The sequence below is a fragment of the Pseudomonas sp. C5pp genome, from assembly GCF_000814065.1.
Classification (GTDB): Bacteria; Pseudomonadota; Gammaproteobacteria; order Pseudomonadales; family Pseudomonadaceae; genus Aquipseudomonas; species Aquipseudomonas asiatica.
Genome location: NZ_JWLN01000013.1, coordinates 56,694 through 75,187, shown reverse-complemented (window position 1 = coordinate 75,187; position 18,494 = coordinate 56,694). Strand labels below are relative to the sequence as shown.

18 protein-coding genes are annotated in these 18,494 nt (G+C 63.7%); 12 read left to right on the top strand and 6 right to left on the bottom strand.

Features of this window, described 5'->3' with window-relative positions:
• Positions 1-2: 2 nt before the first annotated feature.
• From RR51_RS12910 to RR51_RS12900, 3 genes are all read right to left on the bottom strand, one after another.
• Positions 3-461 carry a tripartite tricarboxylate transporter TctB family protein gene (locus RR51_RS12910; RefSeq protein ID WP_015271606.1) on the bottom strand — a complete coding sequence of 153 codons (459 nt, stop codon included), beginning with the start codon at positions 459-461 and terminating at the stop codon, positions 3-5.
• Positions 462-598: 137 nt separating this feature from the next.
• Positions 599-1,579, bottom strand: a complete 981-nt coding sequence (locus tag RR51_RS12905; RefSeq protein WP_039613737.1) for a Bug family tripartite tricarboxylate transporter substrate binding protein — start codon at positions 1,577-1,579, stop codon at positions 599-601.
• 46 nt (positions 1,580-1,625) lie between these two features.
• Positions 1,626-2,915, bottom strand: a complete 1,290-nt coding sequence (locus RR51_RS12900) for an OprD family porin (RefSeq protein ID WP_003258473.1) — start codon at positions 2,913-2,915, stop codon at positions 1,626-1,628.
• Positions 2,916-3,115: 200 nt separating this feature from the next.
• Between RR51_RS12900 and RR51_RS12895 the strand changes: the two genes are divergently transcribed.
• On the top strand, positions 3,116-3,787 hold the full coding sequence (locus tag RR51_RS12895; protein ID WP_025340433.1) for a response regulator: 672 nt from the start codon (positions 3,116-3,118) through the stop codon (positions 3,785-3,787).
• Positions 3,780-5,159 carry a sensor histidine kinase gene (locus RR51_RS12890; protein WP_025340432.1) on the top strand — a complete coding sequence of 460 codons (1,380 nt, stop codon included), beginning with the start codon at positions 3,780-3,782 and terminating at the stop codon, positions 5,157-5,159. The genes RR51_RS12895 and RR51_RS12890 overlap by 8 nt, the downstream gene beginning before the upstream one ends.
• A gap of 127 nt (positions 5,160-5,286) precedes the next feature.
• Here the strand turns inward: RR51_RS12890 and RR51_RS12885 are convergent, their stop codons facing one another.
• Both RR51_RS12885 and ygfZ read right to left on the bottom strand, forming a co-directional pair.
• A complete protein-coding gene (locus RR51_RS12885) occupies positions 5,287-6,093 on the bottom strand; it encodes an HDOD domain-containing protein (RefSeq protein WP_015271603.1) in 807 nt (268 codons plus the stop codon).
• Between the two features lie 55 nt (positions 6,094-6,148).
• The gene (gene ygfZ, locus RR51_RS12880; RefSeq protein WP_039613736.1) at positions 6,149-7,090 is read right to left on the bottom strand and encodes a CAF17-like 4Fe-4S cluster assembly/insertion protein YgfZ; all 942 of its coding nucleotides are present in this window, start codon (positions 7,088-7,090) and stop codon (positions 6,149-6,151) included.
• A gap of 133 nt (positions 7,091-7,223) precedes the next feature.
• On the opposite strand from ygfZ, the gene RR51_RS12875 reads away from it, so the two are divergent.
• Together RR51_RS12875 and RR51_RS12870 are read left to right on the top strand one after the other, a co-directional pair.
• Positions 7,224-7,478 carry an FAD assembly factor SdhE gene (locus RR51_RS12875; protein WP_003252043.1) on the top strand — a complete coding sequence of 85 codons (255 nt, stop codon included), beginning with the start codon at positions 7,224-7,226 and terminating at the stop codon, positions 7,476-7,478.
• Positions 7,462-7,926: a protein YgfX gene (locus RR51_RS12870; protein WP_039613735.1), complete on the top strand. Its 465-nt coding sequence runs from the start codon at positions 7,462-7,464 to the stop codon at positions 7,924-7,926. The genes RR51_RS12875 and RR51_RS12870 overlap by 17 nt, the downstream gene beginning before the upstream one ends.
• 100 nt (positions 7,927-8,026) lie before the next feature.
• On the opposite strand, the gene nadB is transcribed toward RR51_RS12870, so the two are convergent.
• Positions 8,027-9,631 carry an L-aspartate oxidase gene (gene nadB / locus RR51_RS12865; RefSeq protein WP_013974000.1) on the bottom strand — a complete coding sequence of 535 codons (1,605 nt, stop codon included), beginning with the start codon at positions 9,629-9,631 and terminating at the stop codon, positions 8,027-8,029.
• 434 nt (positions 9,632-10,065) lie between these two features.
• Here nadB and rpoE point away from each other — a divergent pair, with 434 nt between their 5' ends.
• The 8 genes from rpoE to era all read left to right on the top strand — a co-directional run bounded on the left by rpoE (position 10,066) and on the right by era (position 18,451).
• Positions 10,066-10,647 carry an RNA polymerase sigma factor RpoE gene (gene rpoE / locus RR51_RS12860; protein ID WP_003252049.1) on the top strand — a complete coding sequence of 194 codons (582 nt, stop codon included), beginning with the start codon at positions 10,066-10,068 and terminating at the stop codon, positions 10,645-10,647.
• Between the two features lie 31 nt (positions 10,648-10,678).
• Entirely contained in the window at positions 10,679-11,266 is a 588-nt protein-coding gene (locus RR51_RS12855) for a sigma-E factor negative regulatory protein (RefSeq protein ID WP_039613734.1), read from the top strand.
• 12 nt (positions 11,267-11,278) lie between these two features.
• Positions 11,279-12,241, top strand: coding sequence for a MucB/RseB C-terminal domain-containing protein (locus RR51_RS12850; protein WP_039613733.1), 963 nt, complete (start codon positions 11,279-11,281; stop codon positions 12,239-12,241).
• Positions 12,242-12,463: 222 nt separating this feature from the next.
• Complete coding sequence (locus RR51_RS12845; protein ID WP_370290353.1) at positions 12,464-13,864, top strand: DegQ family serine endoprotease; 1,401 nt, start codon at positions 12,464-12,466, stop codon at positions 13,862-13,864.
• Positions 13,865-14,045: 181 nt separating this feature from the next.
• A complete protein-coding gene (gene lepA, locus RR51_RS12840; RefSeq protein ID WP_013973995.1) occupies positions 14,046-15,845 on the top strand; it encodes a translation elongation factor 4 in 1,800 nt (599 codons plus the stop codon).
• A 5-nt stretch (positions 15,846-15,850) separates the two neighbouring features.
• Positions 15,851-16,705 (top strand): signal peptidase I, encoded by an 855-nt coding sequence (gene lepB, locus RR51_RS12835; RefSeq protein ID WP_003258486.1) that lies wholly within the window; start codon positions 15,851-15,853, stop codon positions 16,703-16,705.
• Between the two features lie 161 nt (positions 16,706-16,866).
• Positions 16,867-17,556, top strand: a complete 690-nt coding sequence (rnc, locus tag RR51_RS12830) for a ribonuclease III (protein ID WP_003258487.1) — start codon at positions 16,867-16,869, stop codon at positions 17,554-17,556.
• Positions 17,549-18,451 (top strand): GTPase Era, encoded by a 903-nt coding sequence (gene era, locus RR51_RS12825; protein WP_015271595.1) that lies wholly within the window; start codon positions 17,549-17,551, stop codon positions 18,449-18,451. Before rnc ends, era begins: the two co-directional genes overlap by 8 nt.
• Positions 18,452-18,494 lie beyond the last annotated feature (43 nt).

Here is an 18,494-nt window from a genome sequence, read left to right as displayed (position 1 = left end):
TGTCAGTTCTCCAGTACGCTCAGCAGGCCAAGGGGCAGGGGCACGTCCATCACGCGGTCGAACAGCCAGTAGAGAAACAGGCTCATGCCCGCCACCACGATGGCGCTGTGCAGCCAGCGGCCGCCGTACAGGCGGGCCATGGGCACGCCGACCAGGATGGCGCTGAGGATGAAGCCCAGGGCTTCGAAGGTGCTGGCGAACACGATCAGCAGGCCGACGCAGGCGGCGATCTTGATCAGGGTCTCGCGGTCCAGTTCCGGTTCGTCGTCCTTGCGCACGATGGGGGTGGGGCGGAACACCAGGTACAGCAGGCCCAGGCCGAGCAGGCCGAGCGTCAACAGCGGGTAGGCGCGCGGGCCCACCGGTTCATAGGAAAACGCCGCCTGGTAAGGCCAGGCCATCACGGCCAGGGCGGCGCACACCGCCAGCAGGGCCAGGGCGAAGATGCGTTGCAGGATCATCAGAGAGTCCTCATTGAGCACGGACCCTGTGGGAGCGGGCATGCCCGCGAACACCGGCAACGCCGGTGCCAGGCACCGCGGTGTCTTCTTCGCGGGCGCACCCGCTCCCACAGGGTCGGTGAAAGGGCGTTGGCGTGTTACTGGATCAGGCCAAACTCCCTGGCCAGTGTCTTGTAGTCAGCCACTTGCTTCTTCACATAGCCGTCCAGCTCTGCACCGGTCATGGCGAACGGGAACAGTTCGCGCTGGTCACGCAAGTTGGCGAAGTCTTCCGAAGCCAGCATCTTGTCGAATGACTGCTTCCACCAGGCGTATTCCTCGTCGCTCACCTTTGGCCCCAGGTAGAAGCCGCGTACCACTGGCCAGACGATGTCGTAACCCTGTTCCTTGGCGGTGGGGATGTCTTTCATCTCGGGCTCGTCCAGGCGCTTTTCCGAGAACACCGCGAGGATGCGCATGTTGCCGCTCTGAATGTGCGGCATGGAGTCGGAGATGTCGGTCGAGCCTACCTGGATATGCCCGCCCAGCAACGCCGTGGCGATCTCGCCGCCACCTTCCAGGGCGACGTAGCGCAGGTCACGCGGGTTGATGCCGGCGGCCTTGGCAATCAGGGCGGTCTGCATCCAGTCCTGGCTGCCGACGGTACCGCCGGAGCCGATCACCACCTTGCTCGGGTCTTTCTTCAACGCTGCGACCAGGTCGTCGAGAGTCTTGTAGGGCGAGTCGCTTTTCACTGCGATGGCGCCGTAGCTGGTGCCGACGGCGGCCAGCCATTTCACCGCGTTCTCGTCGAAGCGGCCGAACTTGCCCTGGGCCAGGTTCAGCAGCGAACCGCTGGACCAGGCCACCAGGGTGCCGGCATCGGCCGGGCGCTGGGCGACCACGGCGTTGTAGGCCACCGCACCAACACCGCCGGGCATGTAGGTGACGCGCATCGGCTTGGTGAGGATTTTTTCCTGCACCAGGGCGCTCTGCACCAGTTTGCAGGTCAGGTCGAAGCCGCCGCCGGGCGAGGCGGGGGCAATGCATTCGGGGCGTTTCGGTTCGGCAGCGAGGGCGTTGCCGGCCAACAGCAGGCAGCCGGTAGCGAGGACGAGGCGGCGCAGTGAGTAGGTCATCGTCTTTCTCCGTGAGCGTTGTTGTTATCAAGTTATCGCTATGGGGTTACCACAGCGCCACGCTGTAGCTCACCAGCAGCCGCACCTCGTCCGCGTCGCGGGCGAAGTTGGAGCGGAAGGTGGCGTTGCGCAGGCGCACGGCGACGTTCTTCAACGGGCCGCTTTGTACCACGTACTTCATTTCGGTATCGCGTTCCCACTCCTTGCCCTCGCCACCGGCGGCGCGGCTGACGTTGTCGCCGCTGATGTAGCGGGTCATGAAGGTCAGGCCGGGCACGCCGAGCGCGGCGAAGTTGTAGTCGTAGCGCGCCTGCCAGGAGCGCTCGTCGGCGCCTGCGAAGTCGTTGATCTGGACGAAGTTGACCAGGTACGGGTCGGCACCATCGACGTACGGGAAGGCGCTGTCGCCTGACAACTGCTGCCAGGCGGCGCTGACCTTGTGCCCGCCCAGGGCGTAGCTGAGCATGCCGTTGACGGTGGTGTTGTCGATGTTGCCGGCCTTGGCGGCGCCGGCGTCGTCACTCACGGCCAGGCGCAGGTCGGCGCCGAAGGTGCCCGGGCCCCATGGCTGGGTGGCGACCATGCCGATGAAGTGCTGGCGGTAGATATCGTCGAGCTGGGCAAAGTGGTAGCTGCCGGTGATGCGATCGGTGAACTGGTAGTCGAGGCCGGCCAGGTCCAGGTTGTCGGCGCTGAACGAGCCACCGAAGCGGCCGTTCTTGTTGTTCAGGGCCAGGTCTTCCCAGTTGGTGTCGTTGCGGTCCTTGGCCTTGTCCAGTCGGCCTCCGGTGAAGGTCAGGCCCTTGACCTCCTTCGAGGTGAGCAGGCCGCCTTCGAAGGTTTGCGGCAGGATGCGCCCATCGTTGGGCTGCAGGGTCGGCAGTTCGGGGATCAGCGTGCCGATCTTCAGTTCGGTCTGCGACACCTTCACCTTGCCGGTCAGGCCGAGCTTGGAGTACTCGTCGGCGGCCTTGCCGTCATCGTGCGTCGGCAGCAGGCCGGTGTCGGTGCGGTCGGGGCTGGAGTCGAGCTTGATGCCGAGCATGCCCAGCGCATCCAGGCCGAAACCCACGGTGCCATCGGTGTAGCCAGACTCGAAGTTGAGCATGAAGCCCTGGGCCCACTCGTCGCGCTTGGATTGCTGCGCACTGGTGCCGTCGCGGAAATCGCGGTTGAAGTACATGTTGCGGGTTTCGAAGGTGGCCGTGCTGTCTTCGAAGAAGGCGGCCTGACTCATCGGCGCGACACCGGCAAGCGCAAGGGCGCTGACGATGGCGGAGGGGCGTGCGGCAAAGGAACGGGTAGGCGCGAACGCCTGCGGCTGCGATGACAGCATCACTGATGGCTCCGTTTATTGTTCTTATTCGTCGCACCTTGCTGGTGCTTTTTTTCGGCGCGTAGGGCGACCGTGGTGCGATGCTAGGTAACCAACCTTTCGCTAACCTTTCAGCGTGAAAGGTTTGTCGACAGGGCTTCACAGGCCTGCCGACAGCGGTACACTCCGCGCCACCGTCCCACCCGAGCAGGGAGAATCCGATGCGTGTGCTGCTGGTCGAAGACCACCTGCAACTGGCTGAAAGCGTGGCCCAGGCCTTGAAAAGCCATGGCCTGACCGTGGATGTGCTGCATGACGGCGTGGCCGCCGACCTGGCCCTGGCCAGCGAGGAGTACGCCGTGGCCGTGCTGGATGTCGGCTTGCCGCGCATGGACGGCTTCGAGGTGCTGGCGCGCCTGCGCGGCCGTGGCAAGACCCTGCCGGTGCTGATGCTGACCGCGCGTAGCGACGTCAAGGACCGGGTCCACGGCCTGAACCTGGGCGCCGACGACTACCTGGCCAAGCCGTTCGAGCTGACCGAGCTGGAAGCGCGGGTCAAGGCCCTGCTGCGGCGCAGCGTGCTCGGTGGCGAGCGCCAGCAACGCTGCGGGCCGCTGGTGTACGACCTGGACACCCGGCGCTTCGCCCTGGGTGGCGAAAACCTGACCCTGACCTCGCGCGAACAGAGCGTACTGGAAGCGCTGATCGCCCGACCGGGCCGGGTGATGAGCAAGGAGCAACTGGCCGCCCAGGTGTTCGGCCTGGACGAAGAAGCCAGCCCTGACGCCATCGAAATCTACATCCACCGCCTGCGCAAGAAGCTCGACGGCCACCCGGTGGCCATCGTCACCTTCCGTGGCCTGGGCTACCTGCTCGAGCACCGCGATGCGTGATAACGGCAGCCTGCGTGGGCGCTTGCTCGGCAACCTGGCCTTGCTGCTGGTGGTGCTGATGCTGGCCAGCGGCCTGAGCGCCTACTGGAACGGCCGCGAGGCCGCCGATACTGCCTACGACCGGACCCTGCTGGCCTCGGCAAGGACCATTGCCGCGGGCCTGTCCCAGCGTGACGGTTCGCTGAGCGCGGATGTGCCCTACGTGGCCCTGGACACCTTCGCCTACGACAGTGCCGGGCGCATCTACTATCAGGTGCTGGACATCCAGCAGCGGCTGATTTCCGGCTACGAGAACCTGCCAGCGCCACCGCCGGGCACGCCGCGTACCGACGACTACCCGGCGCTGGCGCGGTTCTACAACGCCACCTACCTGGGCCAGGACGTGCGCGTGGTCAGCCTGCTGAAGCCGGTGAGCGAGCCGAACATGAACGGCATGGCGGAAATCCGTGTGGCCGAGACCGAGGAAGCGCGGGTGCGCATGGCCCGTGGCCTGATGGCCGATACCCTGCTGCGCCTGGGGATGCTGGCGCTGGGCGCGCTGGTGATGGTGTGGTTTGCCGTGAGTGCCGCGTTGCGGCCGCTGGAGCGCCTGCGCACGGCGGTGGAAGAGCGCCAGCCGGACGACCTGAGGGCCTTGCCGGTGGTGCAGGTGCAGCGTGAGCTGGGCCCACTGGTGCGGGCTTTGAACCATTTCACCGAGCGTTTGCGCGGCCAGTTCGAGCGCCAGGCGCAGTTCATCGCGGACGCTGCCCACGAGTTGCGCACGCCACTGGCCGCGCTGAAGGCACGTGTCGAACTGGGTCTGCGTTCGGCCGAGCCGCAGGAGTGGCGGCAGACACTGGAGTCCGCGGCCCAGGGCACTGACCGCCTGACCCATCTGGCCAACCAGCTGCTGTCGCTGGCGCGGGTCGAGAACGGTGCGCGCGCGATTGCAGAAGGTGGCGCGCAGCGCCTGGACCTGAGCCAGTTGGCTCGTGAGCTGGGCATGGCCATGGCACCGCTGGCGCACAAGCGCGGGGTGGCGCTGGCCCTGGAGGCCGAGGCGCCGGTGTGGCTGAAGGGGGAGCCGACGCTGCTCAACGAACTGTTGAGCAACCTGGTGGACAATGCCTTGGCGCATACGCCGGCTGGCGGCAACGTGATCTTGCGAGTGCTGGCGCCGGCGGTGCTTGAGGTGGAAGACGACGGGCCGGGGATACCCGAGGCCGAGCGTGAGCGGGTGTTCGAGCGCTTCTACCGGCGCAGTGCGCAGGGCAGTGGGCTTGGCTTGGCGATTGTCGGCGAGATCTGCCGGGCGCACCTGGCACAGGTGAGCCTGCATGACGGTGCGAAGGGCGGGTTGCGGGTGCGGGTGAGTTTTATCGCGGATTGATGTGTTGCCTGTACCGGCCCTTTCGCGGGTGAACCCGCTCCCACAGGTACAGCGCAGCCTTCAGCAGCGGCGCGGTCCCTGTAGGAGCGGGTTTACCCGCGAAGAGGGCCGAACAGGCTGACACCGGTCAGCGCAACATGCTCCGCGCCTCGATCAGTTCACCCACTTCAAGCTCGGTGCCGTACGGAAGGCCCAGGTGGCGGTATGCCGGCAGTGCCGCCAGCGGTCGGTGACGGCCTCGCTGGCTGATGCAGCGGGCGATCTGCACGATGTCGATGTAGTCGATCTTGTCAGTCTGCCGGTCCAGATCCTGCACCTGGCTCGGCAGGTTGACCAGTTGCTCCGGAAACTCCCAGGCCTTGAGGATCTTGTCGCCGAGCACTGGCTGGATCTGTTCGATCACGTAGTGTAGGCACACCGGGTCGGACAGCAGTTCGTTGTGCTCTTCGGCGTAGATCAGTACCGGCAGCGCGCCAATCTGGTTGACCAGCCCGCCAAGGGTGGCCTGGTCGGGTTTGAGTTGTGTAAAGCGCCGGCAGATTTCGTAGCTGATGCCCGCCACATCCAGGCTGTTGGCCCAGATATCGCGTAACTTCTGCTCCACAGCCGGCGCCCGTGCATGGAAAATCTGCTCGATCACCAGGCCAATGGCCAGGTTGCAGCTGTAGTTGATGCCCAGCCGCGTGATGGCAGTGTGCAGGTCGGTGACCTCGACCGCCGCGCGCAGCAGTGGGCTGTTGACGACTTTGATCAGGCGCGCTGAAAGGGCCGCATCGCGACCGATCACCTTGCTCAGGGCCGCTACGCTGATCTCGCTGTCTTCCGCCGCCTCGCGGATGCTCAAGGCAACCTCGGGCAGGGTCGGCAGGACCAGGTCATCCTTTTCGATGGCATCGAGCAACTGTGCTTGAACCATCTCGGCCAGCTTGTTCATGGGCGTGTCTACCGCAGTGGTGGTGCGGCCCCGCCATGTAGGCGGGGCAGGCTGGTCAGCGCTGGATTTCCCGGTCGCGGTCCAGTTCGTAGGGCAGGGTCAACACCTGCAGGCGCGGGCCTTCGAGGCTGCCCAGGTGCAGGTTGTCGTCTTCCACCGCTTCGGCGCTGAGCACCGCGAGCAGTTCGCAGCCTGTGCCGTTGCTGGCAGCAATGACCACTTCACCGACCGACGAACCATGGGTAGGCGAGAAGATCTCGACGCCCGGGGCCGGAATGGCCTGCTGGTCCAGTGCCAGGCGGTACTGGCGGCGCTTGAGCTTGCCCAGGTACTGCATGCGGGCAACGATTTCCTGACCGGTGTAGCAGCCTTTCTTGAAGCTGACGCCGTCGACGGCCTGCAGGTTGATCATCTGCGGGATGAACAGCTCGCGGGTCGGCCCCATGACCTGGCCTATACCGGCGCGAATCTGCCCCAGCAGCCAGTCGTCCAGGCTGCCTTCGGGCAGCGCGGTGGCCAGCGCCTGGCGAACGCGGTCGGCGTTGTCTGCCGGTACCCACAGTTCCACGCGGTCGGCGGACACGGCGATGGCGATCAACCCGTCGTGGCGCACGGTGCTACCGGCTGCCGCAGGCACATCGAGCCCCAGGGCCTGCAGCGCCGCATCGCCGCCTTGCAGGCCGAAGCGTGCCCAGGCAGCGCTTTCATCGGTCAGCGTGGCCTTGGAGAACACGGCGTACTTCTTGAGGTCGGCCAGCTGGGCGTCGAGCAGCTCGCTGGCCATGGCCAGCAGGTAGCCGTTGCCTTCGGGCAGGATGCGGAAACTTGACTGCATGCGCCCCTTGACCATGCAGCGGGCGCCGAGGCTGGCGTGTTCCGGGCTGAGGTAGTTGATGTTGCAGGTCAGCTGGCCTTGCAGGAACTTGCCTGCATCGGAGCCGCGGACGGCGAGGATGCCCTCGTGGGACAGGGGGCAGAAGAAAGCGGAATCGGCCATGGGTCATCGCGGTGGCTAAAGACTGGCGGCCATCATAGAACGCCGGTAACAAAATAGGTAGTTGACTAGACCAACGCCCGGTGTCGCTTCGCTCGCCTGGCTGTATACTGGCGGGCCATTCGAGGAGGGCCCCATGGTCGAACAAACTGAACTCAACCGGCTTTTCTGGCACAGCCGCCGCGGCATGCTGGAACTGGACGTACTGCTGGTGCCTTTCACCCAGGAAGTCTACCCCACGCTCAACGAAACCGACCGCGAACTCTACGTGCGTCTGTTGAGCTGCGAGGATCAGGACATGTTCGGCTGGTTCATGGAGCGCACCGAGTCCGAAGACCCGGAGCTGCAGCGCATGGTCCGCATCATCCTGGACCGTGTCCAGCCCAAGTGAGTGCTTCGAGTGCCGCTGGCAAGGCTCGCGCCTGCTGCTGGCGGCCTACCTGGGTTGCCAGGTACTGGCGTGGTTCGCCGTATGGGCGAGCCCGCTGCCCGGGTGGTCGGCCCTTGCAGTTGTCGCCGCCTGTATTGCCCACGCTGGCTGGGCCATTCCCCGACGTATTCTGCTGACGCATGAGCATGCCGTTGTCGGCCTGCGCCGTGATGTGCGCGGCTGGCAGGTGTTCAGGCGTGCCCGTGGCTGGCAGCCGGTGCGCTTGTGCCGGGACAGCGTGGCGTTGCCGGGGGTGGTGGTGTTGCGCTTTGTGCGGGCGGGGTGCTGGTTGGGGGAGAGCCAATGTGTGCCGCGTGATGCGCTGGGGGCTGATGAGCACAGGCGCTTGCGGGTGCGGTTGAAATTCAGCCGGCGCAGGTGGGCAGGGGTGGGGGCGAGTCAGGGCTGACAGGTGTTCGTCGTGGCAGCTTCAGCGCCTGCGAGATCGAGCGCCGCGCGGGCGGCGCTCGATCTCGCAGGCGCTGAAATTGCCGCGCCAGGGGTCGGACTTAGATCGGACTAAGGATGGTGTCCTTGGCCTCGTCCAGCATCCCCGGGTAATCCAGTGTGTAATGCAGTCCTCGGCTTTCCTTGCGCTGCATGGCCGACAGGATCATCAACTCGGCCACCTGCGCCAGGTTGCGCAATTCGATCAGGTCGCGGCTGACCTTGTAGTTGCTGTAGAACTCGTCGATTTCGTCCAACAGCAGGCGAATGCGGTGCTGCGCTCGCTGCAGGCGCTTGCTGGTGCGCACGATGCCGACGTAGTCCCACATGAAACGCCGCAGTTCGTCCCAGTTGTGCGCAATGATCACGTCCTCGTCCGAATCGGTTACCTGGCTGGCGTCCCAGCCGGGCAAGGCCTTGGGCATGGTCACCTCATCCAGGTGCGCCTGGATGTCGGCGGCGGCGGCACGGCCATAGACGAAGCATTCCAGCAGCGAGTTGCTGGCCATGCGGTTGGCGCCGTGCAGGCCGGTGAAGCTGGTTTCGCCAATGGCATACAGGCCCGGCACGTCGGTGTGGCCGCGGTCGTCGACCATCACCCCTCCGCAGGTGTAGTGCGCCGCTGGCACCACCGGGATCGGCTGACGGGTGATGTCGATGCCGAAGGCCAGGCAGCGCTCGTACACGGTGGGGAAGTGGCTCTTGATGAAGTCGACCGGCTTGTGGGTGATATCCAGGTATACGCAGTCCACGCCCAGGCGCTTCATCTCGTGGTCGATGGCGCGGGCCACGATGTCGCGCGGCGCCAGTTCTTCGCGCGGGTCGAAGCGTGGCATGAAGCGTTCGCCATTGGGCAGGCGCAGCAGGGCACCTTCGCCACGCAGGGCTTCGGTGATCAGGAAGCTCTTGGCCTGTGGGTGGTACAGGCAAGTCGGGTGAAACTGGTTGAACTCCAGGTTCGCCACCCGGCAGCCAGCCCGCCAAGCCATGGCGATGCCGTCGCCGCAGGCACCGTCGGGATTGCTGGTATACAGGTACACCTTGGCCGCACCGCCAGTGGCCAGCACGGTGAAGCGCGCACCGAAGGTGTCCACCTCGCCGGTGTTGCGGTCGAGCACGTAGGCACCCAGGCAGCGCTCGCCGGGCAGGCCGAGGCGGCGTTCGGTGATCAGGTCGACCGCCACGCGCTGCTCCAGCAACTGGATATTCGGGCGTTTGCGGGCCTGCTCCAGCAGCGTGGTGAAGATGGCTGCGCCGGTGGCGTCGGCGGCGTGGATGATGCGCCGGTGGCTATGGCCGCCTTCGCGGGTCAGGTGGAACTCGAAGCCGCCGTCGTCGACGCTGTAGTGCTCGTCGCGGGTAAAGGGCACGCCTTGCTCGATCAGCCACTCGATGGCCTCGCGGCTATGCTCGACGGTAAAGCGCACGGCGTCTTCATGGCAAAGGCCGCCGCCGGCATTGAGGGTGTCCTCGACATGCGACTGCACGGTATCCGTATTGTCCAGCACCGCCGCGACACCGCCCTGGGCCCAGAAGGTCGAGCCGTTGGCCAGGTCGCCCTTGCTGAGTACGGCGACTCGAAGGTGGCTGGGGAGGTTCAGTGCCAGGCTGAGACCGGCGGCACCGCTGCCGATCACCAGGACATCATGTTGGAATTGTTGGCTCATGTCGGGACACTAGTATTCTTTGGAAGGGGCGCGGCACAATAGTCACGCGCCGATGGCATTGTGAAACTATCGTAAAAGCTGGCCGGGTTGCCTTTATAGCAGCCCCGGGTGGCCAATTTCCATGCCACTTGCCTGGTCGCGACAACCTTTGTGGGAACTTTCCGACATGGCCGGAAATCCTATGAAGGCTGCCCACGCGCCACAACTTGCCGCGGCGACGCAGGGCGGCAGGCCTGTCCGGGCTGTCCCTGCGTACTCGAAACCTGATTATCGACGTAGCCGGCCGTGACCGTGCCGCGTCTTTCGTGCAAGCCGACCAAGGGCTGCAGGAAACTTGCTTGGAGGGGAGAACTTTTGCGCAAAGCCCGAGTCTATGGTTGCAAGCCTGAACGATGGCTGATGCAACGCTCCTTTGAGTTCACTGAGGAGTGTTCATGCTAACCCAGGAAGAGGATCAGCAGCTTGTCGAGCGCGTTCAGCGTGGTGACAGGCGAGCGTTCGATCTGTTGGTGCTGAAGTATCAGCACAAGATTCTCGGGTTGATCGTGCGGTTCGTTCACGACACCCACGAGGCCCAGGATGTAGCACAGGAAGCCTTCATCAAGGCCTACCGTGCGCTTGGCAACTTCCGCGGAGACAGTGCGTTCTATACGTGGCTGTACCGCATCGCCATCAACACGGCGAAGAACTACCTGGTGTCCCGTGGAAGACGGCCGCCAGACAGTGATGTGAGCTCCGAGGATGCGGAGTTTTACGACGGCGATCATGGTCTCAAGGATCTCGAGTCCCCAGAGCGCTCGTTGTTGCGGGATGAAATCGAAGGCACTGTCCATCGCACCATCCAGCAACTGCCTGAAGACCTGCGCACGGCGCTGACCCTGCGCGAGTTCGACGGGCTGAGTTACGAAGACATTGCCAGTGTCATGCAATGTCCGGTGGGTACCGTGCGCTCTCGAATCTTCCGCGCTCGGGAGGCAATAGACAAAGCCCTGCAACCTTTGCTGCAGGAAACCTGAGACAGCGGCGACAGCCAAGAGAGGAACCGCCATGAGTCGTGAAGCTTTGCAGGAATCGCTGTCCGCGGTGATGGATAACGAAGCGGACGAGCTTGAACTGCGTCGTGTGTTGAACGCCGTAGACGATGCTGAAACCCGTGCCACCTGGTCGCGTTACCAGGTAGCCCGCGCAGCCATGCACAAGGAGCTGCTGCCTAACCTGGATATCGCCTCGGCGGTGTCTGCAGCGCTGGCTGACGAAGCCGTGCCGGCCAAGGTCAAGAAAGGGCCATGGCGCAGCATTGGCCGCCTTGCGGTAGCTGCCTCGGTCACCGTAGCCGTGCTGGCCGGTGTGCGCATGTACAACCAGGACGAGATCACTGGCGCCGAGCTTGCTGCCCAGCAACCTGCCCAGCAAGGCCTGAGTGTGCCACAAGCACAAGGCCCTGCCGTTTTGGCAGGCTATAGTGAGAGCAGTGAGCAACCGACCGGGCCGATGGCCAACGGCGTGCTGCAGAACCAGGCCGGCTGGGACCAGCGTCTGCCAGGCTACCTGCGCCAGCATGCCCAGGAATCTGCGCTCAAGGGCACTGAAACCGCATTGCCGTATGCCCGCGCCGCCAGCCTGGAAAACCGTTAAGTAAGGAGGATCATGCGCGCGCTACCTCTCCTGTCGCTGCTGATTGGCAGCTGCGTGACGGTGCCAGCATTGGCGGCCAATTCTTCGCCCGAGGCGAGCGAGTGGCTGAGCAAGCTGGCACAGGCCGAGCAAAAGCAGAGCTACCAAGGCTCTTTTGTCTACGAACGGAACGGCAGTTTCTCTTCCCACGAGATCTGGCACAGGGTCGACGACGGCAAGGTCAGCGAGCGGCTGTTGCAGCTCGATGGTGCCGCTCAGGAGATCGTGCGCGTGGATGGCAAGGTGGAGTGCGTCAGCGGGGCCTTGGTCAGTGGAGTGACGACGCCCCCGAACACTACGCAGCGTGTACTTGATCCGCTGAAACTGATGGGCTGGTATGACTTGGGCGTGGCGGGCAAGTCACGGGTCGCCGGGCGCGATGCCGTGATTGTGACGCTCACCCCGCGCGACCAGCACCGCTATGCCTTCGAATTGCACCTGGACCGCACTACTGGCCTGCCGCTGCGCTCGTTGATGATCAACGACAAGGGGCAGTTGCTGGAGCGCTTCCAGATGACCCGTCTCGATACTGACGCACCCAGCGATGATGACCTGCGCGCCAGTGCTGCATGCAAGCCGGTGCAGCATGTGGCTGCTGCCGCCAATGACACGGTCGCCGGCTGGCGTTCGGACTGGCTGCCGCCCGGCTTCGAGCTGGTCAACAGCTCGGTACGCCGCGACCCCAAGAATGACAGCACGGTCAGCAGCCTGATGTATGACGATGGCCTGGCGCGCTTCTCGGTGTTCCTCGAGCCGGTAAAGGATGAGGGCGGGACCGACATGCGCACCCAGCTTGGCCCGACCTCGGCGGTCTCGCGTCGGCTGAACACGCCCAAAGGCAAGGTGATGGTCACTGTGGTCGGCGAGATTCCGCTGGGTACCGCAGAGCGTGTGGCGCTGTCGATGCGCCCCCAGGATGGCCAGGCGCGCCAGTGATGGCGTGCATTTGCGGGCATGGCGTGCAGGCCATGCCAAGGCGTGCGGACATGCCGCTGAAATGAAATTAAAGCATTGTCATTTGCAATCCATCGGCAAATTTTCTATAGGTCAGGCTTCTAGGAGCCTGGCCTTTCCTGTTTTGTGCAGGGGCCTTTCTAAACTACCGCTCGTTGTGACGGGAGCCGTATGTCAATACCACGCTTGAAATCCTACCTATCGATGTTCGCCGCCGTGCTGATGCTCGGCCAGGTGCTCAGCGCCCAGGCCGAGGAAGCCCTGCCGGACTTCACTACCCTGGTCGAGCAGGCCTCGCCAGCCGTGGTCAACATCAGTACCAAGCAGAAACTGCCGGACCGCCGCATGGCCGCCGGGCAGATGCCCGACCTGGAAGGCCTGCCGCCGATGTTCCGCGAGTTCTTCGAGCGCAACATGCCGCAGCAACCGCGCTCACCGCGTGGCGACCGCCAGCGCGAGGCTCAGTCGCTGGGTTCGGGCTTCATCATTTCCAGTGATGGCTACGTACTGACCAACAACCACGTGGTAGCCGATGCCGACGAGATCATCGTCCGCTTGTCGGACCGCAGCGAGCTGCAGGCCAAACTGGTCGGCACCGACCCGCGCACCGACGTGGCCCTGCTCAAGGTCGAGGGCAAGAACCTGCCGACCGTCAAGCTGGGTGATTCCGAGAAGCTCAAGGTGGGCGAGTGGGTGCTGGCCATCGGTTCGCCGTTCGGCTTCGACCATTCGGTGACCAAAGGTATCGTCAGTGCCAAGGGCCGTACCCTGCCCAATGACACCTACGTACCGTTCATCCAGACGGACGTGGCCATCAACCCCGGCAACTCCGGCGGCCCGCTGTTCAACATGAACGGCGAAGTGGTGGGTATCAACTCGCAGATCTTCACCCGTTCCGGCGGTTTCATGGGCCTGTCGTTCGCCATCCCGATCGATGTGGCGATCGATGTCTCCAATCAGCTGAAGAAAGACGGCAAGGTCAGCCGCGGCTGGCTGGGCGTGGTGATCCAGGAGGTCAACAAGGACCTGGCTGAATCGTTCGGCCTGGACAAGCCGGCCGGTGCCCTGGTGGCACAGGTGCTGGAAAACGGCCCAGCAGCCAAGGGCGGCCTGCAGGTGGGTGACGTGATCCTGAGCATGAACGGCCAGCCAATCATCATGTCGGCCGACCTGCCGCATCTGGTTGGCAGCCTCAAGGATGGCGAAAAGGCCAAGCTGGAGATCATCCGCAACGGCAAGCGCCAGAACCTCGACATCAGCGTTGGCGCACTGCCCGACGAAGATGCTGACATCGGTACCGGCGCCGAAGGCAGCGCCGAGCGTAGCAGCAACCGCCTGGGCGTGTCGGTTGCCGACCTGACCGCCGAACAGAAGAAAGCCCTCGAACTCAAGGGTGGTGTGGTCATCAAGGAAGTTCAGGATGGCCCGGCCGCGATGATCGGCCTGCGTCCGGGTGACGTGATCAGCCACCTGAACAACCAGGCCATCGGTTCGGCCAAGGAATTCACCGAAATCGCCAAGGAATTGCCGAAGAACCGTTCGGTGTCGATGCGTGTGCTGCGTCAGGGCCGTGCCAGCTTCATTACCTTCAAGCTGGCTGAATAAGCGGCTTGGCAAGGAGAAAAGGGCAGCTTCGGCTGCCCTTTTTCATGAAAATTCACAATTGCAGGGGCGAATGCTGTGTACAGCCCGATAGAGGAATCTCCCATATCCCGGCGGCTTAAGGTACAATTCCCGGCTATTTTTCGGCGGGCGTCCGGCTCGCAGCCTTTTCGAGTGTTGACCCGTGAGTGATTTGAGTCATATCCGCAATTTCTCCATCATCGCCCACATCGACCATGGCAAGTCGACGCTGGCCGACCGTTTCATCCAGATGTGCGGTGGCCTGTCGGCACGCGAGATGGAAGCCCAGGTGCTCGATTCCATGGACCTGGAGCGTGAGCGCGGTATCACCATCAAGGCCCACAGCGTCACGCTCAACTACAAGGCGCAGGACGGCAAGGTCTACCAGCTGAACTTCATCGATACTCCTGGCCACGTCGACTTCACCTACGAAGTCTCGCGTTCGCTGGCGGCCTGTGAGGGCGCGCTGCTGGTGGTGGATGCCGGCCAGGGCGTCGAGGCCCAGTCCGTGGCCAACTGCTATACCGCCATCGAGCAGGGCCTTGAGGTCATGCCGGTACTGAACAAGATGGACCTGCCCCAGGCCGATCCGGATCGCGTCAAGGACGAGATCGAGAAAATCATCGGCATCGACGCCACCGACGCCGTGGCCTGCAGTGCCAAGAGCGGCATGGGCGTGGACGAGGTGCTCGAGCGCCTGGTGCAGACCATTCCCGCGCCGGAAGGCGATATCGAGGCGCCGCTGCAGGCGCTGATCATCGACTCCTGGTTCGACAACTACCTGGGCGTGGTCTCGCTGGTGCGCGTGCGACACGGTCGCGTCAAGAAAGGCGACAAGATCCTGGTCAAGTCCACCGGCAAGGTGCACCTGGTCGACAGCGTGGGCGTGTTTACCCCGAAGCACACCCAGACCGCCGACCTGAAGGCCGGCGAAGTGGGCTTCATCATCGCCAGCATCAAGGACATTCACGGTGCCCCGGTCGGTGACACCCTGACTCTGTCCGCGACCCCTGAGGTCGAAGTGCTGCCAGGCTTCAAGAAAATTCAGCCGCAGGTCTACGCCGGCCTGTTCCCGGTCAGCTCCGACGACTTCGAGGACTTCCGCGATGCGCTGCAGAAGCTGACCCTGAACGACTCGTCGCTGCAATACATGCCTGAAAGCTCCGACGCCCTGGGCTTCGGCTTCCGTTGCGGCTTCCTCGGCATGCTGCACATGGAGATCATCCAGGAGCGCCTGGAGCGCGAATACGACCTGGACCTGATCACCACCGCGCCAAGCGTGATCTATGAGCTGGAATTGAAAACCGGCGAGACCATCACCGTCGACAACCCGTCGAAGCTGCCGGACGTCTCGGCGGTCGCCGATTTCCGCGAGCCGATCGTCACCGCCACCATCCTGGTGCCGCAGGAGCACCTGGGCAACGTCATCACCCTGTGCATCGAGAAGCGTGGCGTGCAGCGCGACATGCAGTTCCTCGGCAGCCAGGTGCAGGTGCGCTACGACCTGCCGATGAACGAAGTGGTGCTGGACTTCTTCGACCGCCTCAAGTCCACCAGCCGCGGCTATGCTTCGCTGGACTATCATTTCGATCGCTACCAGTCGGCCAACCTGGTCAAGCTGGATGTACTGATCAACGGCGACAAGGTCGATGCCCTGGCATTGATCGTGCACCGCGACAACGCGGCCTACAAGGGCCGTGCGTTGACCGAAAAGATGAAGGAACTGATCCCTCGGCAGATGTTCGACGTGGCGATCCAGGCAGCTATCGGCGGCCAGATCATTGCGCGGACAACCGTCAAGGCGCTCAGAAAGAACGTACTGGCCAAGTGCTACGGTGGCGACGTCAGCCGTAAGAAGAAGCTGCTGGAGAAGCAGAAGGCCGGTAAGAAACGCATGAAACAGGTGGGTAACGTGGAAATTCCACAGGAAGCCTTCCTCGCCGTGCTCAGGTTGGATAGCTAGGTCCTATGTCGCTAAATTTCCCGCTGTTGCTAGTCATCGCCGTCTTCGTCTGCGGCCTGCTGGGCTTGATCGACCTGCTGTTCCTGGCCCCGCGCCGGCGCGCGGCAATCGCCAACTACCAGGGCAGCGTCAGCCAGCCCGAGATGGCGGTGGTCGAACGCCTGGGCAAGGAGCCGTTGCTGGTCGAGTACGGCAAGTCGTTCTTCCCGGTGCTGTTCATCGTGCTGGTGCTGCGTTCGTTCCTGGTCGAGCCGTTCCAGATCCCTTCGGGGTCGATGAAACCGACCCTGGAAGTGGGCGACTTCATCCTGGTGAACAAGTTCTCGTACGGCATTCGCTTGCCGGTGATCGACAAGAAGGTCATCGAGGTGGGTGACCCGCAACGCGGTGATGTGATGGTGTTCCGCTACCCGAGCGACCCGAACGTCAACTACATCAAGCGTGTGGTCGGCCTGCCGGGCGACCAGGTGCGCTACACCAGCGACAAGCGGTTGTTCGTCAACGGCCAGCCGATTGCCGAACAACTGGTGGGCACCGAGCCGGGCACTTTGGGCAGCGCCGAGCTGTACAAGGAAAAGCTCGGCGAGGCCGAACACCTGATTCGCAAGGAAATGAGCCGTTATCGCATGCCGCCGGACCAGCAATGGACCGTGCCGGCAGGCCATTACTTCATGATGGGCGACAACCGCGACAACTCCAACGACAGCCGTTACTGGGATGACCCGAACATCCCGAAGGAACTGCACGGCATGGTTCCCGACCGGAACATCGTCGGCAAGGCCTTCGCGGTGTGGATGAGCTGGCCAGAGCCCAAGCTCAGCCACCTGCCCAACCTGTCGCGGGTCGGTCTGATCCATTGATACCCATCGGCGCTGGCCTGCAGGCAGCGCCGAATGCATTTCTGACATAGGCTGTGTTCTCAGGGATCGGGAGATTCGTCGCACATCGCGGCGGGCCACAGCCAAACAGTCTTTCAGGATGTTGATTTGAACAACGCGTTGAACAACGAACGGGTGGCTGCATGAGTGCTCCCCTTGCCCGTCTGGAGCGAAAGCTCGGTTATACCTTCAAGAACCAGGACCAGATGCTCCTGGCACTGACCCATCGCAGCTACGCCGGGCGCAACAATGAGCGCCTGGAGTTTCTCGGTGACGCCATTCTCAACTTCGTCGCCGGCGAAGCGCTGTTCGAGCGCTTCCCGCAGGCCCGCGAAGGCCAGCTGTCGCGCCTGCGCGCGCGCCTGGTCAAGGGTGAGACCCTGGCCCGCCTGGCCCGTGGTTTCGACCTGGGCGATCACCTGCGCCTGGGCTCGGGTGAGCTCAAGAGCGGTGGCTTCCGCCGCGAGTCGATCCTGGCCGACGCCTTGGAGGCGCTGATTGGCGCCATCTACCTGGACGCCGACATGGAAACGGCCCGGGAGCGCGTGCTGGCCTGGCTGGCCGATGAATTCGAAGGCCTGACCCTGGTCGATACCAACAAGGACCCGAAAACCCGCCTGCAGGAGTTCCTGCAGTCGCGCAGCTGTGAACTGCCGCGTTACGAAGTGGTGGATATCCAGGGCGAACCGCACTGCCGGACCTTCTTCGTCGAATGCGAAGTGGTGCTGCTGAACAACAAGAGCCGTGGCCAGGGCGTTAGCCGGCGTATCGCCGAGCAAGTCGCCGCCGCGTCTGCACTGATCGCCCTGGGCGTGGAGAATGGCAATGACTGATAGCAACCCGACCCGCTGCGGCTATGTGGCCATTGTCGGCCGCCCGAACGTGGGCAAGTCGACCCTGCTCAACCACATCCTCGGCCAGAAGCTGGCGATCACCTCGCGCAAGCCGCAGACCACCCGTCACAACATGCTCGGCATCAAGACCGAGGGTGACGTGCAGGCGATCTACGTCGATACCCCCGGTATGCACAAGGCCAATGACAAGGCCTTGAACCGCTACATGAACCGCAATGCCTCGGCGGCCCTGAAGGACGTCGACGTGGTGATCTTCGTGGTCGACCGCACCAAATGGACCGACGAGGACCAACTGGTGCTGGAGCGCGTGCAGTACGTGACGGGCCCACTGATCATCGCGGTCAACAAGACCGACCGCATGGAAGAGAAGGCCGAACTGATCCCGCACCTGCAATGGCTCCAGGAGCAGTTGCCGAACGCCGAAGTGATGCCTATCTCCGCGCAGCAGGGGCACAACCTGCAGGCGCTGGAAGCACAGATCGCCAAGCACCTGCCCGAGAACGAGCACTTCTTCCCCGAAGATCAGATCACCGACCGCAGCAGCCGCTTCCTGGCCGCCGAACTGGTGCGCGAAAAGATCATGCGCCAGCTGGGTGCGGAATTGCCGTACCAGATCACCGTGGAAATTGAAGAATTCAAGCAGCAGGGCCACGTGCTGCACATCCACGCGCTGATCCTGGTCGAGCGCGATGGCCAGAAGAAGATCATCATTGGCGACAAGGGCGAGCGCATCAAGCGCATCGGCTCCGAGGCGCGCAAGGACATGGAGGTGCTGTTCGACTCCAAGGTCATGCTCAACCTGTGGGTCAAGGTGAAAGGCGGCTGGTCCGATGACGAGCGCGCCCTGCGTTCGCTGGGCTACGGCGACCTGTAAATTCGCCTGACGGCTCAGGTTACTCTGTGGGAGCGGGTTTACC

Coding starts and splice junctions, on each gene's coding strand:
- RR51_RS12900 (WP_003258473.1), bottom strand. CDS start 2,915: ATGCTGTCATCGCAGCCGCAGGCGTTCGCGCCTACCCGTTCCTTTGCC.
- RR51_RS12905 (WP_039613737.1), bottom strand. CDS start 1,579: ATGACCTACTCACTGCGCCGCCTCGTCCTCGCTACCGGCTGCCTGCTG.
- RR51_RS12855 (WP_039613734.1), top strand. CDS start 10,679: ATGAGTCGTGAAGCTTTGCAGGAATCGCTGTCCGCGGTGATGGATAAC.
- rnc (WP_003258487.1), top strand. CDS start 16,867: ATGAGTGCTCCCCTTGCCCGTCTGGAGCGAAAGCTCGGTTATACCTTC.
- RR51_RS12910 (WP_015271606.1), bottom strand. CDS start 461: ATGATCCTGCAACGCATCTTCGCCCTGGCCCTGCTGGCGGTGTGCGCC.
- era (WP_015271595.1), top strand. CDS start 17,549: ATGACTGATAGCAACCCGACCCGCTGCGGCTATGTGGCCATTGTCGGC.
- nadB (WP_013974000.1), bottom strand. CDS start 9,631: ATGAGCCAACAATTCCAACATGATGTCCTGGTGATCGGCAGCGGTGCC.
- RR51_RS12895 (WP_025340433.1), top strand. CDS start 3,116: ATGCGTGTGCTGCTGGTCGAAGACCACCTGCAACTGGCTGAAAGCGTG.
- lepB (WP_003258486.1), top strand. CDS start 15,851: ATGTCGCTAAATTTCCCGCTGTTGCTAGTCATCGCCGTCTTCGTCTGC.
- RR51_RS12890 (WP_025340432.1), top strand. CDS start 3,780: ATGCGTGATAACGGCAGCCTGCGTGGGCGCTTGCTCGGCAACCTGGCC.
- RR51_RS12850 (WP_039613733.1), top strand. CDS start 11,279: ATGCGCGCGCTACCTCTCCTGTCGCTGCTGATTGGCAGCTGCGTGACG.
- RR51_RS12875 (WP_003252043.1), top strand. CDS start 7,224: ATGGTCGAACAAACTGAACTCAACCGGCTTTTCTGGCACAGCCGCCGC.
- ygfZ (WP_039613736.1), bottom strand. CDS start 7,090: ATGGCCGATTCCGCTTTCTTCTGCCCCCTGTCCCACGAGGGCATCCTC.
- RR51_RS12845 (WP_370290353.1), top strand. CDS start 12,464: ATGTTCGCCGCCGTGCTGATGCTCGGCCAGGTGCTCAGCGCCCAGGCC.
- rpoE (WP_003252049.1), top strand. CDS start 10,066: ATGCTAACCCAGGAAGAGGATCAGCAGCTTGTCGAGCGCGTTCAGCGT.
- RR51_RS12885 (WP_015271603.1), bottom strand. CDS start 6,093: ATGAACAAGCTGGCCGAGATGGTTCAAGCACAGTTGCTCGATGCCATC.